The 16,040-nt window shown below is 39.9% G+C and carries 11 protein-coding genes; 3 read left to right on the top strand and 8 right to left on the bottom strand.

Features of this window, described 5'->3' with window-relative positions; translation table 11 throughout:
• Window positions 1-14: 14 nt before the first annotated feature.
• Together I5M19_RS17015 and I5M19_RS17010 are read right to left on the bottom strand one after the other, a co-directional pair.
• The gene (locus I5M19_RS17015) at window positions 15-1,733 is read right to left on the bottom strand and encodes an alpha-amylase family protein (RefSeq protein ID WP_200067557.1); all 1,719 of its coding nucleotides are present in this window, start codon (window positions 1,731-1,733) and stop codon (window positions 15-17) included.
• 24 nt (window positions 1,734-1,757) lie between these two features.
• Window positions 1,758-4,067, bottom strand: a complete 2,310-nt coding sequence (locus tag I5M19_RS17010) for a glycoside hydrolase family 65 protein (RefSeq protein ID WP_200067556.1) — start codon at window positions 4,065-4,067, stop codon at window positions 1,758-1,760.
• A 115-nt stretch (window positions 4,068-4,182) separates the two neighbouring features.
• Here I5M19_RS17010 and I5M19_RS17005 point away from each other — a divergent pair, with 115 nt between their 5' ends.
• Window positions 4,183-5,490: a flavin monoamine oxidase family protein gene (locus tag I5M19_RS17005; protein ID WP_200067555.1), complete on the top strand. Its 1,308-nt coding sequence runs from the start codon at window positions 4,183-4,185 to the stop codon at window positions 5,488-5,490.
• 6 nt (window positions 5,491-5,496) lie between these two features.
• On the opposite strand, the gene I5M19_RS17000 is transcribed toward I5M19_RS17005, so the two are convergent.
• A complete protein-coding gene (locus tag I5M19_RS17000; protein WP_200067554.1) occupies window positions 5,497-6,423 on the bottom strand; it encodes an aspartate carbamoyltransferase catalytic subunit in 927 nt (308 codons plus the stop codon).
• Window position 6,424: 1 nt separating this feature from the next.
• Window positions 6,425-6,970, bottom strand: a complete 546-nt coding sequence (gene pyrR / locus I5M19_RS16995) for a bifunctional pyr operon transcriptional regulator/uracil phosphoribosyltransferase PyrR (RefSeq protein WP_200067553.1) — start codon at window positions 6,968-6,970, stop codon at window positions 6,425-6,427.
• A 184-nt stretch (window positions 6,971-7,154) separates the two neighbouring features.
• On the opposite strand from pyrR, the gene I5M19_RS16990 reads away from it, so the two are divergent.
• On the top strand, window positions 7,155-9,860 hold the full coding sequence (locus I5M19_RS16990) for an alpha-2-macroglobulin family protein (RefSeq protein ID WP_200067552.1): 2,706 nt from the start codon (window positions 7,155-7,157) through the stop codon (window positions 9,858-9,860).
• Between the two features lie 67 nt (window positions 9,861-9,927).
• Here I5M19_RS16990 and rpsA read toward each other — a convergent pair whose 3' ends face one another.
• Together rpsA and I5M19_RS16980 are read right to left on the bottom strand one after the other, a co-directional pair.
• Window positions 9,928-11,934, bottom strand: coding sequence for a 30S ribosomal protein S1 (gene rpsA / locus I5M19_RS16985; protein ID WP_200067551.1), 2,007 nt, complete (start codon window positions 11,932-11,934; stop codon window positions 9,928-9,930).
• A gap of 223 nt (window positions 11,935-12,157) precedes the next feature.
• A complete protein-coding gene (locus tag I5M19_RS16980) occupies window positions 12,158-12,826 on the bottom strand; it encodes a hypothetical protein (RefSeq protein WP_200067550.1) in 669 nt (222 codons plus the stop codon).
• A gap of 150 nt (window positions 12,827-12,976) precedes the next feature.
• Here I5M19_RS16980 and tyrS point away from each other — a divergent pair, with 150 nt between their 5' ends.
• Window positions 12,977-14,260: a tyrosine--tRNA ligase gene (gene tyrS / locus I5M19_RS16975; RefSeq protein ID WP_200067549.1), complete on the top strand. Its 1,284-nt coding sequence runs from the start codon at window positions 12,977-12,979 to the stop codon at window positions 14,258-14,260.
• Window positions 14,261-14,288: 28 nt separating this feature from the next.
• Here tyrS and I5M19_RS16970 read toward each other — a convergent pair whose 3' ends face one another.
• Both I5M19_RS16970 and I5M19_RS16965 read right to left on the bottom strand, forming a co-directional pair.
• Window positions 14,289-14,948 (bottom strand): PH domain-containing protein, encoded by a 660-nt coding sequence (locus tag I5M19_RS16970; RefSeq protein ID WP_200067548.1) that lies wholly within the window; start codon window positions 14,946-14,948, stop codon window positions 14,289-14,291.
• A 65-nt stretch (window positions 14,949-15,013) separates the two neighbouring features.
• A complete protein-coding gene (locus tag I5M19_RS16965; protein ID WP_200067704.1) occupies window positions 15,014-16,000 on the bottom strand; it encodes a LuxE/PaaK family acyltransferase in 987 nt (328 codons plus the stop codon).
• Window positions 16,001-16,040: the final 40 nt, after the last annotated feature.

Genomic DNA, 16,040 nt, shown 5'->3' with positions numbered 1-16,040 from the left:
ATTGCTTAACTAAATTAAAAGTGCAGCAGTAATCCGCTCGAAGGTTGTAAATGTATTTTGAGCCCTGTTGCGATGTCCTGTGTATCAAATATCCTGCCGCTTGAACTATCCGTAAAGGTAATGTTTCCGTGTACATTAAGCTTTTTTAACAGGTCTTGAGGAAATTTAACAACCATCTCTTTTTCGTGTCTGTTAAAATTTACCGCTACCAGAACACGTTGGCTTTGGGTGTAACGTACAAAAAAATAAAGCTTTGTATCAAATCCGGGCTGATGTTCATTAGCCACCATCAACTCATAAAAGTCTCCCTCTCTTAACGCTTCATTTCTTTTTACACAATTCAAAAGCTTACTGTAAAAATTTCTAATTTTATTTTGATTATCAGACAGTTGCAGTTCATTAAACTCTCCATTATTAACCCATTTCTGATATTCCGGCATTCCCCAGTAATCAAAAATAGTGGTGCGCCCGTCATCACCGCTAAATCCCGATGCACCAATAGCGGGTTCACCCACTTCCTGCCCAAAATATATCATTACCGGACCAGTAGATAAAGTGGCACTTACTATCATCCCGGGAATTGCTAAAAACGGGTCGTTAGCGAAATAACGGCTGGCAATACGCTGCTCATCATGGTTTTCCATAAACCGGAGCATATGATCTTCCAGACCACAGGTATCATGGTTCCAAACAGCGTTTATCCCCCAGGTGCTGGCACCCCATTCATCACAGGTAAGTTTCCGTATTATTTCGTAAAGGCCTACCTTATCGTACAAATAATCAAAACACCCCTTATTAATATAATTATCATATTGGCCTTTATCATAGGCCTCCCCTATAAATATCAGTTCAGGATAATTTTTCCTCAGTTTGGGGATGAGCCACGACCAAAATTCCACAGGCACCATTTCTATCATATCACAACGGAAACCATCTACTCCCATATCGCTCCAATAAGCTAATATATCATATAGCTTGTTCCAAAGCGGTGGCTCGCTTGTAAAATGTATTTTCTCTCCATTAGGATTATATACGCCATAATTAAGCTTAACCGTTTCAAACCAATCATTGATACTTGGGGCAGCGTTAAAAACATCGTTACCGGTGGCTTTGGCAGGATATTCGTCAAATTTGCCATCCTTTAAAGGATGATGAAACTCATCACCACCTGGGTTATAACCTATTGGTACCACAAAATGCTGATCCGGGATGTAATAAAAATCATTTACAGGAGAAAAGCTCACCGAGGCATCATCATCCTGACCCAAATCCCGTACGCCATCAGGCTTAGCATCCGAGGCATAGGTGCGCGCTACGTGGTTAGGTACAAAATCAATAATTACCTTTAAGCCGTTGCTATGCGTACGCGCTATCAACTGTTTAAATTCACTTATGCGATTGTTTACATCTACTGCCAAATCGGGTGCTATATCGTAATAATCTTTTATAGCATAAGGCGAACCTGCGCGACCTTTAACCACGTCGGGATCATCAGCTTTAATACCGTAACGGCTATGATCCGTCATGGTGGCATGCTCAATAACACCCGTATACCACACATGGCTAAAACCCATTTTATTAATTTCAGCAAGTGCCTTATCAGTAATATCATTTAATTTACCAACACCATTCTCTTCAACAGAGCCATTTACTTTATTGGTTGATTTTACATTGCCGAAAAGCCGGGGCAGTAACTGATATATAATTAACTTATGATTTTTATTTGTAGACATTAAACTATTTTTAGGCGATATTATTTAATTTTTAATAAATAGTTCGCTGTTAGCATCTACCTTGTATTTAATGTTATACAACATGATATCGATGCTTTGTTCGGAAATATTTTTGATCAGCACACCTATTTTATCTGCTTTCAGATTTAATAGCACTCCCCTGAAACCGATCTGAAAAGATAAAGCACGCCATTCCTTTGGCAATAGCGGAGCAAACGAAAGCGTATCATCCTTTACACGCATACCGCCAAAACCTTCTACAACAGCCATCCAGGTGCCTGCCATTGAGGTAATATGGCATCCATCTTCGGTATCGTTATTGTAATCGTCAATATCCAAGCGTGAGGTACGCAGGTAAAATTGATATGCACGCTCTACATCGCCTAATTTGGCCGCCAATATAGCATGTACACATGGTGAAAGGGACGACTCGTGTACCGTACGTGGTTCGTAAAAATCATAATTGCGGCGAATGGTATCTTCATCAAACCTATCCTCAAAAAAATAAATTCCCTGCAAAACATCCGCCTGTTTAATAAACACCGACCGAAGGATTCTGTCCCAACTCCATTTTTGATTGATGGGCCTTTCCGATGATGGCAGATCGCTCACCAACAGTTGCTCTTTATCCATAAAGCCGTCCTGTTGTAAAAACACCCCGCTTTCCTCATCAGCGGGGAAATACATTTTACTTATAATGTCTTTGAATTTGTCAGTTTCGACAGTCTCCTTAAAATTTATTTTTGAAACAAGCGCGTTATATTTAACAATATCGTCCTGCTTAACCTTATCAATAACCTCTAACGTGTATTGCATGCACCAAACCGCTATGGTATTGGTGTACCAATTATTATTAACATTATTTTCGTACTCATTAGGCCCGGTTACGCCCAGCATTACGTATTGCTGCCGCTGCGCAGACCAAGTTATTCGCTGCGCCCAAAACCTCGAAATAGCGATCAGCACCTCTAACCCGTAATCGGTCAGGTAGCTTTCATCGCCTGTATACCTTGTGTAGTTGTAAATGGCAAAGGCAATTGCCCCGTTGCGGTGTATCTCCTCAAAGGTTATCTCCCACTCGTTGTGGCACTCGGTACCGTCCATAGTTACCATTGGGTATAAAGCCGCGCCATTGTTAAAGCCTAATAGTTTGGCATTAGCTATGGCTTTATCCAGTTGCTTGTAACGATACAGCAATAAGTTACGGGCTACTTTTTGCTCGGCAGTGGCTAAATAAAAAGGTACGCAATAAGCCTCGGTATCCCAATAAGTAGAGCCCCCGTATTTTTCCCCGGTAAACCCTTTAGGCCCTATATTTAGCCGGTCATCCTCTCCGGTATAGGTTTGATTCAATTGAAAAATATTGAAACGTATCCCCTGTTGCGCTTTGGCATCACCCTCAATAATGATATCATTATGTTTCCACTTTTGGGCCCAGGCAACGGCCTGTTCCGCAAGCATGGTATCAAAACCCTTTTGGCTGATGTGCGCTAAAACATCAGCGGCTCGTTTTTCTAAGGCGTCGGCAGGGTAATTTTGTGATGATACATTTGTAGCATATTTTATCAGTGTAATTGCCTCTCCTTCTTTAACCTGTAATTTCACCTCGGCGCCGATATATTTTTCTTTCTCAACAGGCGATGAGGTAAATTCAATAAAGGATTCATTTTTTATCAGGCTAAATTTCATGGCTGTGGCTACCCCAAACCCGGTTTTTTTGGTGCGCAACTGCACAAAGGCGCCATCATTACTATGATCCTTTTTTACTTCGTCCCAAAATTTTTCGTCATAGTTGGCATCTGTGTTTACAACGTCGCCATCTATAAAAGGAGTAATAATTAAATCACCGGAAAAATTTACAGGTATAATGGTGTACCTAATGGCTCCGCACTCATCATCCACCATACTGCAAAAACGTATCGCATCTACCTTAATTTCCTTTCCTTGTTCGTTTCTTACATGGAAAGTTCTTTTGAGATATCCCTCCCGCATGTTCAATTCACGCCTGAAGGCTAATATTTCGCATTTAGCCAGGTCGAGTTGCTCACCACCTATGTTTACATCAATACCTATCCAATTCGCGGCATTTAAAACTTTAGCAAAGTATTCAGGATAACCGTTTTTCCACCAGCCTACACGTGTTTTGTCCGGGTAGTAAACACCGGCCACATAATTTCCCTGTAAGGTTTCACCGCTGTAGGCTTCTTCAAAATTGGCTCGCTGCCCCATGCGGCCATTACCTATACTAAAAACACTTTCGGCTATCTTATTATAAAGTGGATCGAAACCTTCTTCTATTATTTTCCATTCATCAACCTTAAAATAATCTTTCATAACAGTGCCCTTAATATGCGCTAAAATAATATAATCATTTATTTTAAAAGGCGTTTTTTACATAATTGATCATACTTGCATCTTACAACATTTAGGTATAAATTACGGCACCTTTATGAAAAACAGTATCTTAATAATAGGTGCAGGTGCGGCCGGTTCAATGGCTGCATACCTTTTATCAAAAGCAGGCAAAAATGTAACTTTACTTGAAGCCCGTAACCGGGCCGGCGGCAGAATATACACCTTAAATGATATTTCCTTTTTCAATCACACAGAGCTCGGCGCTGAATTTATTCACGGTGATTTGCCTGTTACTATCAATCTCTTAAAAGAAGCCGGTATCTCGTATCGTTCAGCAAATGCGGAAATGTGGCAATTCCGTAATAATTGCTTTGAAGCAAACAGCATGGTGATAAATGATTGGGACAAGCTGTTAGAAAAACTTAATGAGCTGAAACAGGATACTAACATTTACGATTTTTTATTAAAGGAGTTTCCAGGTATTAAATATGAAGAGCTGAGGGATTCTGTATGGAAATATGTTTCCGGATACGATACCGCAGACCCACGCCAAGCCAGCGCATTTGCTTTACGTAAAGAGTGGCAAAATGAAGAACCGGATACACAGCATCGCGTAAACGGCGGATATGGTGCAGTTATAACTTTTTTACTTAACCAGTGTAAAGCTAACGGCGGTGAGGTTTTTTTTAACACTGTTGCAAAAGAAATTAAATGGCAAGACGGAAAGGTAAGTGTTTTTACAACCGACGGAAAAGCTTATGAAGCAGAAATATTAATAATTGCCATACCGTTAGGCGTTTTGCAAGCTAAACACTCACATACGGCAACTGTTACTTTTAACCCGCCGGTGCCTGAACATCTATTTGCTTTGAAACAGATAGGCTTTGGCTCGGTTATAAAAGTGTTATTTGAATTTAAACGATCATTTTGGTTGGACACCAAAATTCAGGAAACAACAAACCACAATATTAATGCGATGGGGTATCTTTTCTCAGATCAGGAAATACCCACCTGGTGGACACAGGTGCCAGATAATTCAAACGTACTTACCGGATGGATAGGCGGTCCTGCTGCTCACAGCAAATTAAACCTCACAGATTCGGACATAGCATTGCAGGGCTTACAATCATTATCAGTGATTTTTAAGTGTACAGTACAGGAATTAAAAGGCGAGTTAATTGCTTCACGCATCATGAACTGGACCGCAGACCCGTTTACGCTCGGCTCGTATGCTTATGATATGATTAACTCGGCTGATGCACGCAAAGTATTAAATACCCCGGTAAGCCATACCTTATATTTTACCGGGGAGTATTTATATGAAGGTGCAGCAATGGGTACAGTAGAGGCTGCACTAAGCAGTGCGACTTATGTAGCTAATAAAATATTAGGTAATAAATAAACTCTGTCAGGATTGTTGTCCTGCCAGCAGGTATAAAACCGCCATACGGATAGCTACGCCGTTTTCAACCTGCTCCAGTATAATGGATTGCTTACTATCGGCTACATCGCTGGTAATTTCCACTCCGCGGTTAATCGGGCCGGGGTGCATAACGGTAATCTCTTTGTCGAGTGAGTCAAGTATCTGCTTATTTAAACCGTACAGCATGGTGTACTCCCGCAGTGAAGGGAAATATTTAATATCCTGCCGTTCCAGCTGTATGCGCAGCATATTGGCCACATCGCACCAGTTAAGCGCTTTACGGAGGTTATGCTCTACCTTAACCCCTAATGAGCCAATATATTTCGGTATTAAAGTGGTAGGCCCGCAAACCATCACCTCGGCGCCAAGCTGTTTGAGGCAAAGAATGTTGGATAATGCCACACGCGAATGCAGTATATCCCCTACGATCACTACTTTTTTACCTGCTATATCGCCACCAAAACGCTCTCTTATAGAAAAGGCATCCAATAAAGCCTGCGTGGGGTGCTCGTGGGCACCATCGCCTGCATTTACTATCTGTGCCTTTACATGTTTAGATAAAAATATACCTGCCCCGGCGTAAGGGTGGCGCATTACCACCATATCCACTTTCATGGCCAGGATATTATTAACCGTATCAATAAGTGTCTCGCCCTTGCTTACTGATGAAGAGGATGCCGCAAAATTTATCACATCGGCTGACAATCTCTTTTCTGCAAGTTCAAAAGAAAGGCGTGTGCGGGTCGAATTTTCAAAAAAAACATTAGCGATAGTAACGTCACGTAAAGACGGTACCTTTTTTATAGGGCGGTTTAGTACAGTTTTAAAATTATCGGCTGTTTCAAATATCAGTTCAATATCTGAACGGTTCAAATCCTTAATTCCTAAAAGATGCCTTGTACTTAATGCCATTTTATTTCGCTTCAGATACTAATACTATCCTGTCTTCTCCGTCGGTCTCTTTCCAGCTTACCACTACTTTTTGCGATGCTATTGAATCTACCTCTATTCCCACATAATCTGCAGCAACAGGTATATGTCTGGAATAACGACGGTCTACTAATGCCAACAACTCTACCTTTTCGGGCCGGCCGAATGCCTGCATGGCATCCATGGCAGCACGAATGGTACGCCCAGTCCACAGCACATCATCCATCATTATTACCTTTTTACCTTCAATAATAAAATCTATTTTAGTTTGATTAGGTACAAGCGGAGAATTACGCCTGCGGAAATCATCGCGGTAAAATGTAATATCCAGATCGCCCTGTTCTATTTTGCTGCCGGGTAATATTTTTCTTAGTTCTTCGGCAACACGATAAGCCAAATATATACCGCGGGGCTGTATGCCTATCAGTACCGATCCTGAAAAATCATCGTGGTTTTCTATCAACTGACGACATAAACGCTGTATTGTTATTTGAAATTTCTGACCGTCGAGCAGCGTTAGGTTTTGCATCGTGTGGGTGGATTTGGGCAAATATAAAAAAATACTTTGTGTTCAATTAGTAATTTTTCAAAGCACTAATAGGGTTTTGAAAAATTATACTTAATAACTAAATTTATAGGACATATACCTTGTCATGATAAATTTGGTAAAGATCACTCGTAAGACATTCCTTGCAATCTGCCTTTTACTTATTTTGGCTTTCAAAACTGATGCGCAAAACATCGACAATTTAAAAAACCTCTTGCAAAAGGCGCAAAACTACAATAGCCGCTTCCCCAAGGAAAAGTTATATCTGCAGTTCGACAAATCCTACTACACCCCCGGCGATACTATCTGGTTTAAAACATATCTGTTTAACGCCGCAACTTATACACCTTCTGCCTTGAGCTCTAAATTATATGTAGAACTTATTAACGATAAAGATAGTGTGGTTAACCGATTTGCGGTTCCGCTATATACGGGACTTGGCCAGGGCACTATTTTTCTGGATGCTAAATTACATGATGGTACTTACACCGTAAGATCCTACTCTAACTGGATGCAGAATTTCGACAAGAGTACGTTTTTCCGGAAAAGTTTCTATATCGGGAAACCGGCTGAAAAAGGCAGTTACCTTGTAAATGAACAGCATACTATAAAAACCGTGTCCACAGGCAACCAGATCGACCTATCAATAAAATTAACCGACCTGGATAAGTTACCACTTCCTTATGCGGACATCGATCTGAAGATAACTAACGGTAAAAAAAGTCTGATGCATACCAAATACCGCACAACAGATGATGGCAGCTTTAACACTTCCTTTGTTATGCCCGATAAAATGGATACGGACGGCCTATCCATGCAGATAACCAATAAAGTCTCCGGCACCACCACTACCTTTCCCTTTTATCCGGGTGGCAAGCTGCAAAATATCGACCTGCAATTTATGCCGGAAGGTGGCAATATTATTACCGGCCTGCGAAATAAAATAGCTTTTAAAGCTATAGGCGAAGATGGCCTGAGTGTTGCTATAAAAGGAATGATATTTAATAACGAGGATCAACAGGTGGGCACTTTTCAGTCGTTGCATAAGGGCATGGGTAATTTTTATCTTTTTGCACAGCCTGGGCAAACCTATACAGCCAAATATGAAATAAACGGCACCACACATACAGTACCATTACCCCTGCCTAAGCAAACAGGAATAGCATTAGCCATTCATAATATTACCGATCCGGATTCCATCCGTATGTTTATTACCACTGCTCCCGGAATAAAGGCAGATGGTAATTACACCTTAATAGCGCAAACTAATGATGGGGTTTACTTCGGGTCGCATTTAAACTTGAACGCGGGTTACGATAATATCCGGATCGCCAAAAGCAAATTTCCATCAGGTATAGTGAGTTTCGTAATATTGGATAGCACCTATAAACCAGTATGCCAGAGAAAAATATTCATTAACCATCACGATCAATTAACTCTTGAAGTTGCCACTGATAGCATAAAATATCAGCCTAACGATAGCATATCAGTAAAATTAAATGTGTGTGATGTAGCAGGCAATCCGGTACGCGGGAGTTTTTCAGTAGCAGTGACCGATGATTCATTTGTTACTAATAAAAAATACAATGATAATATAAATAGTCATCTGTTGCTTACGTCTGAATTGAAAGGCAATATCGAGGATCCGGCGTGGTACTTTTCCGACGATCCGGAAAGTGCCAAAGCCCTGGATGATCTGATGCTTACCCAGGGCTGGACGGGATTTGACTGGGATACTCCGGATGTGTTTAAAACTGAGCCTGCATTTACAGCAGAAACTGACAACGAGATTTCGGGCAGATTGCAAAAACTTTTCAAAAAACCTATTAAGGATGCTAATGTTAAATTATTCTCGATAAATAAAAAATATGGGATTATATTAGCTGATACCGTAAGCAACGCTAACGGCGAGTTTATGTTTCATGGACTACCTGTTGTTGATACCATAGCTTACACTATACATGTAACTGATAAAAAAGGAAAAGAAATAGCGGCGAATATTATACTCAATGAGTTTACGCCTGCACCTGTTACCTTAACAAATACCCTCCGGACAATGCCCTGGAATGTTCAAACTACCGACACCCTTATGCTAAACTACTTTAATCGTAAAGATCAGGCTCAACTACAGGGGATAAATCCATCAGATGTTAAGGGCAAATTATTAAAGGAGGTAAAAATAAAAGGAAGTAAGCCAATGGTAAGAGTAGGTGATGAATTTGGATATGTATTAAAAGAAATTGATGAGAAAGAGCTTATAAGTTCCGGTAAGAAAAGCATTTCCGAATTATTATATCAAAAAATAGCGAATCTTCATTTAAGTTTTATATACAGAACGGATGTTTTTTCTAAAACATCATTACATAAATATGAAAATTACGTAGCTGGACTTGATTTGATAGCCGATTTTTATGTTGACGGACAAAGTGCAATGCGCATGTACGGGTTTGATTCAACCGGAGATCCTAACGGCTTCAAAGATTTTATTAGCGGTTTTATCAATTATTTAGGAGCCGATGATGTTAAAGACATTAAATTGTTAAGTGGTTTTCGCGTATTTATTAGCGTAACAACCCGCAGTGGAAAAGGACTGTTCACCAGAACTTCACCGGGTACTATGGCTTACCGTCCTGTACCTTTTTGCATGCCCTTACAATTTTACCGGCCACGTTATGGCGTAAAGAATGCGGATGCTGATACTCAACGCCCTACACTGCACTGGGAACCAAATTTAATTACAGATGCACAGGGGAACGCTACTTTCTCTTTTTATGCGGCTGACAAACCGGGTAGTTACACCATAACTATTGAGGGTGCTGATATGAGTGGCAGCTTTGGGTACAAAACCAGTAAAATACATATAGGTAATTAAAAATAACAACTAAACAAAAAAGGCCTTCCGGATAACCGGAAGGCCTTTGAATATTTAAAAGGAAACCTTATTTAGCTTCTTCTTCCTCTTTAGTTTCGGCAGGGGCTTTAGCTTCAGTTGGCTCCTCTGCTTTTTTAGCAGGAGCTTTTTTAGCCTTGTTCTCAGCACCTTCCATTTGCTCTTTTAACTGAGCAAGTACACTAAGATCACCTAAAGTTGATTTTTCAACCGATTCTTTCACTTTCTTAACCGCGTTGTTAGCAGATTTTGCTTCTTTCTTACGATTTTCGAAATCCTGTACTCTGGCATCAGCACGGGCTTCTTCCCAGATACGTGAGTGTGAAATTACGATACGCTTGTTGTCCTTGTTAAACTCGATAATTTTAAACTCAGCAGTTTCTTCTGCTTTAAGGCTCTTGCCATCTTCTTTTACCAAATGTTTGGTTGGGGCAAAGCCTTCAACACCATAAGGTAGAGCAACAATAGCGCCTTTATCGGTAACTTTTAATACGGTACCTTCATGTATTGAATCAATAGTGAAGATGGTTTCAAAAGTATCCCAAGGGTTTTCTTCAAGTTGTTTGTGGCCTAAGCTTAATTTACGGTTCTCGATATCCAATTCTAAAACAACCACTTCTAACTTTTCACCAACTTTAGTGAATTCATTAGGATGATTTACTTTTTTAGACCATGAAAGATCAGAGATGTGGATTAAACCATCAATGCCGTCCTCAAGCTCAACAAATACACCAAAGTTGGTCATGTTTTTAACAGTTGCAACATGTTGTGTACCTACGGCGTATTTCTCGCCGGCATTTTGCCATGGATCAGGAGTTAATTGCTTAATACCTAAACTCATTTTGCGCTCTTCGCGATCAAGGGTTAACACCTGTGCCTCTACTTCGTCACCAACTTTCAGGAATTCCTGAGGGTTACGCAGGTTTTGAGACCATGACATTTCTGACACGTGAATTAAGCCTTCAACACCCGGAATAATTTCAAGGAATGCGCCGTAATCAGCAACGGTAACAATTTTACCTTTAACCTCTGAACCGATCTGGATGTTTTCATCCAATGACTGCCAAGGGTGTGGAGTTAATTGTTTTAAACCAAGAGCGATACGTTTTTTCTCATCATCAAAGTCAAGCACAACAACGTTGATCTTTTGATCCAATGATAAAATTTCTCTCGGATGCTCAATACGGCCCCAAGATATATCTGTAATGTGCAATAAACCATCAACACCACCAAGGTCAATAAATACACCAAAATCGGTAATGTTTTTAACAGTACCCTCAAGTACCTGTCCTTTTTCAAGCTTAGCAACAATTTCTGTTTTTTGGTTTTCCAGATCGTCCTCGATAAGCACTTTGTGCGATACCACAACGTTTTTAAATTCGTGGTTTATCTTAACAACTTTGAATTCCATTGTTTTGCCCACATAAATATCATAATCCCTGATAGGTTTGATATCAATTTGTGAACCTGGTAAAAAGGCTTCAACGCCCATTATATCAACAATTAAACCACCTTTAGTTCTGCTCTTAACAAAACCTGTGATAATTTCATCGTTATCTAATGCAGAATTAATTCTTTCCCATGATTTTTGAGTTTTTGCACGTTTACGTGAAAGCACTAACTGTCCGTTAGCATCTTCCTGCGATTCAACAAAAACTTCAACTGAATCACCAACTTTTAAGTCTGGTGTATCACGGAATTCAGAAACCGATACTAAACCGTCTGATTTAAAGCCAACGTTTAATACAACATCTTTGTTATTGATGCTTACTACAATACCGTCGATGATCTCACCTTTAGTAATTGAGCTGAATGTACCATCGTACATTTTTTCCATCTCTTCACGGTCGGTGTCGCTGTAGTTACCAAACTTTTTCTCGTCTGCGTCCCAGTCAAAATCTGCTGGTGGGGCGGCGGCGATCTGCGCCTTAATCTGATCAATGAATGCTGAATCAGCTTCTGATTCAATCGTTTCTTTTGCTACAGGTGCATCTGTTGTGTCCAGTTCAGCCTGTTTTGCTTTTAATTCTTTTTCTGCTTCTTGTTTTTTTGCCATTAAATAATTTTTCTCCTTTTTCCCAACATTAATTGGGACTGCAAAGGTAGGGATATAATTTTAGTTGAAAAAATATAATTTAATGTTAAATATTGATTTTTAAGCGTTTTTATTAACATCCGCTGCAAATTTTAACACTTTTATGGCGCAAAAATAATGTTCAATGGGAATTTTAGGCTGATTAACTTTAGAAACAGGTAGGTTTAATTGTAAAATTTCGATCTCAAAAGCTCAGTTTTTCTTCTATTTCTGTATATATCTGCATAAAGTTATCAAAAATAGCAGTACGGTAATTTAACACTACGGCAGTAATTCCGGCTTCGTTTTCTAACGAAAACGGGTTAGCCCATACGCGCATACATATTCTTTTTAACGCATAGGTCACCTGTTCAATTTCACTATATGAGCGTAAGTAGCGACTTTTTTTAAAATCATCAAAAAATTTAAAGAAAAGCAAAGGTTGTTCCATACCGGCAAATACCAAAAAATCGTAAATTATACGCTCGCTGCAGGTATTTAAATGTTCATAAAAATCACCCACCTTAATTTTGTGTGTAGTAAGCAGCAAATTATCCAATATCAATTCAATACCAATGTGCCCTAAAAAGAAAGGCTTTACAGGTGAGCCTTTTAACGCTGGCAGCAATTCCTTTTTTAACTGATGAGAATGCGTTTTAAAAAATTCTGAAGAATGAAAGTATTTATCTACAAGCAAATGTTTATTCCAGCCATTTATAATTGAATTTACCGCGGCATTATTGTGCACAAGGTCTTCTGGATGCAGAACAATAGTTTTATCAGCATTTTTTAACAGATCGGGCAATACTGTTCCTAAAGTGTAGTAACAGTCAGTTGTATCCCGGTCAAAATAATAATGCGACAAAAAATTCATAGATGTATAGTAATGTCCTATTGGTACAAAATAGAAAAAACTATTCAAATTACAATAAGGCCGCGCGGATAATAAAAACCGGCTGGTACAAAATTCATGCAACAGATTAATTCTAGTATATTTGCCGTTTTTGAAAGCTATAATACACTAATGAACTTTGTAGAAGAATTACGCTGGCGGGGCATGTTGCATGATATCATGCCCGGAACTGAAGAGTTGTTAAATAAGAGTATGGTTTCGGGTTATATTGGATTCGATCCTACTGCCGACTCATTACACGTTGGCAGCCTGGCGCAGATCATGACATTGATACACTTTCAGCGTGCAGGGCACAAACCTTTTGCATTAGTTGGCGGCGCAACGGGTATGGTTGGAGACCCTTCAGGCAAATCGGCCGAGCGTAATTTACTATCCGAGGATGTTTTACAACACAACTTAAATGGTATAAAAAGCCAGTTAGAGAAGTTTCTGGATTTTAGCAGTGGCGCCAATAGTGCCGAAATGGTAAATAATTACGACTGGTTCAAGGATTTCTCGTTCCTTAACTTTATACGCGATGTAGGTAAGCACATCACCGTAAATTATATGATGGCGAAAGACTCTGTTAAAAACCGCATCAACGGTGATACCGGAATGTCTTTTACTGAGTTTACCTATCAACTGGTACAGGGTTACGATTTTTATTACCTGTGGAAACATAAAAATTGCGCCCTGCAAATGGGCGGAAGTGATCAATGGGGAAATATTGTTACCGGAACCGAACTGATACGCCGTAAGGATGCGGGTGAAGCATACGCTTTAACCACACAGCTAATTAAAAAGGCTGACGGAAGTAAATTCGGGAAATCGGAAGGTGGAAACATCTGGCTGGATGCTAAAAAAACCTCTCCGTATAAATTTTACCAGTTTTGGCTTAACACCAGCGACCAGGATGCCCAGGCTTACATACGCATTTTCACCTTGTTTGACAGGCAAACTATTGAAGCGATAGAAGCGGAACACAACGTAGCGCCGCATATGCGCGTTCTACAAAAGGCATTGGCAAAAGATATCACCATACGCGTACATGGCGAAGCCGGGTTTGAAAAAGCGGTTAAATCCTCTGAATTTTTGTTTGGTAATACAGGTATCGAGTTTTTAAACGAACTGAACGATGAAGAGGTGCTTGCATTATTTAGCGGCGTACCTAATTATGAGGTAAATTCAAAAGATTTTGAAACCGGAATAAACATTGTAGACCTGCTGGGCGGACAAACCGCGGTATTTAATTCAAAGGGTGAAGCAAAAAAAATGATACAAGGCGGAGGCGTTGCCATTAATAAACTAAAGGTAGATACCATAGAAGCCGTTTACGTTACCGGAGACCTTATCAATAATAAATACCTGGTAGCCCAAAAAGGCAAGAAAAACTACTTTTTAATAATCGCCAAATAGCATACAGCTGCTTAAAACTTATATGGCTTTACAGATCGCTCAGTAATTCGAGTTTTTTGTTGTTGTACTCTTCTTGTGATATTAAACCGTTTTCGAACAGGGTTTTAAGTTTTTTCAGTTTTTCTGTTAACTCATCGGGTTTGGCCGGTGTTTCAGGTATAATGGTAAATGGTGTAAGTTCGGGTAACTCTTGCTTTTGCGGTTGTGTGGGAACAGGCTGAAAAGCAACCTGCGCAGCATGATCTATTTGTAACGAGCCCGACTCCGCACGTTTTTCTTCAAGCTCACGCTGGCGGCGGGCCTCACGTTCCGCCTCTTTGCGCTCCTGTGCGTACTGATAAAGTTTACGCGCCTGCACCTTCGGCAAATAATCTACACCCATTTCAGCGCCATTAGTAGTTTTTGCACTAAATACCGCTCCTATTATCTCTTCTTTAGTGTAAACTTCTACAATGTCTTTCCAAACAAAATCAACAAATTTTATAGACAGCCCTAAGTTAGCAGGTGTAAAAAACAGGACGCGTTTATTAGTAAGGGCAATACAGTCAGGAAACAGGTTTACTATCGGTTTTTTTTGGGTGGCTATATATAGTATCTCCTCACCGGTAGTAAGCAGATCAACCAATCGGCTGTAAACTCGTTCTACCGCTTTAGGGTCTTGTTCGTCGTGCAAAAATTTTTCGATCATATTAATTGATATATACTTATCAACGCAAAAATAAATATATTATGACACTTACAATATTAATTGTTTTAACCAACCAGTAAATTGCATCCGCGTATGTCCGAATTATCAAAACGGCCAATAACCTCAAACGCCCCCCCGGCATAAACCCTCCCCAGATCCTGCGTAGCAATAAATGAACAGGAGTTGATATTTGCCAGATCTATAATGTTTATTCCCCCGGTTTTACCGGTTTCAATCAAAGTTAACGGATCATTGGTATCGCGTGTAATTATCCTCATCCAAGGCGGACAGTTAAATATCCCCTGTCCTTTAGAGTATGCCTGCGATAACAACTCCGTCATTCCATATTCTGAATGAATAGCATTCACCCCGAAACCCTCGCACAACATTTGATGCAGTTCTTCACGTATCATTTCTTTCCTCCTGCCTTTCATCCCCCCTGTTTCCATTACGATCAGTTCCGGAAAATTTATGCGATATTTTTCAATAAAATCAAGCAATGCAAAAGTTACCCCTATCAGTATTGTGGGATTGCCCTGTTGCTTTTGCCGTGTAAGCTGCTGATAAAGTTCATCGTGATTATACAGGTAAAAGCCGCTGTCGGCATTAGCTGACTGTGTGATCAAATCCTGCGCCATATAAATAAGCGAAGATCCTTCACGCTCCAGGTACGATGGCAATAAGGCGAGAATGGTGTATGTGGTAATATCGCCATAAAACAGCGCAAAGGCTTCACGAAAACTTTGAATGTACCAGTTTACATCGGTAATATTATGGCAACTGGTAACCATACCTGTAGTGCCCGAGCTGGTGAATACCACCTCCGCAGATTTATCCCCGGTTGTTATATTGTGCGATTTAAAAAACTCTACCGGTAAAAATGGTATTTGTTCAATTGTTGTTATTTCGTCCGCCTTTAAGTTTAGCCCTTTTATAAATTGCTTATAAACCAGATTATTTGCCGCCTGATATTTAAATACGGCTATAGCAATATCCTCAAAATCCGCTGCGGAGTTAACAGAAAACACTTGATCTTTACCGGGTTTTTTCATTTCCCACAAAGATAAGTAAGAATTTGGTGTCCATTCCAAA

It is taken from the genome of Mucilaginibacter segetis, from assembly GCF_016522075.1.
Lineage (GTDB): Bacteria > Bacteroidota > Bacteroidia > Sphingobacteriales > Sphingobacteriaceae > Mucilaginibacter > Mucilaginibacter segetis.
Note: the sequence above shows the minus strand (reverse complement) of the source record. Positions and strands in the feature narration are given on the sequence as shown.

Excerpts from the sequence above, each read along its gene's own strand:
- I5M19_RS17015 (WP_200067557.1), bottom strand. The coding sequence starts at position 1,733 with ATGTCTACAAATAAAAATCATAAGTTAATTATATATCAGTTACTGCCC.
- I5M19_RS17010 (WP_200067556.1), bottom strand. The coding sequence starts at position 4,067 with ATGAAAGATTATTTTAAGGTTGATGAATGGAAAATAATAGAAGAAGGT.
- I5M19_RS17005 (WP_200067555.1), top strand. The coding sequence starts at position 4,183 with ATGAAAAACAGTATCTTAATAATAGGTGCAGGTGCGGCCGGTTCAATG.
- I5M19_RS17000 (WP_200067554.1), bottom strand. The coding sequence starts at position 6,423 with ATGGCATTAAGTACAAGGCATCTTTTAGGAATTAAGGATTTGAACCGT.
- pyrR (WP_200067553.1), bottom strand. The coding sequence starts at position 6,970 with ATGCAAAACCTAACGCTGCTCGACGGTCAGAAATTTCAAATAACAATA.
- rpsA (WP_200067551.1), bottom strand. The coding sequence starts at position 11,934 with ATGGCAAAAAAACAAGAAGCAGAAAAAGAATTAAAAGCAAAACAGGCT.
- I5M19_RS16980 (WP_200067550.1), bottom strand. The coding sequence starts at position 12,826 with ATGAATTTTTTGTCGCATTATTATTTTGACCGGGATACAACTGACTGT.
- tyrS (WP_200067549.1), top strand. The coding sequence starts at position 12,977 with ATGAACTTTGTAGAAGAATTACGCTGGCGGGGCATGTTGCATGATATC.
- I5M19_RS16970 (WP_200067548.1), bottom strand. The coding sequence starts at position 14,948 with ATGATCGAAAAATTTTTGCACGACGAACAAGACCCTAAAGCGGTAGAA.
- I5M19_RS16965 (WP_200067704.1), bottom strand. The coding sequence starts at position 16,000 with ATGAAAAAACCCGGTAAAGATCAAGTGTTTTCTGTTAACTCCGCAGCG.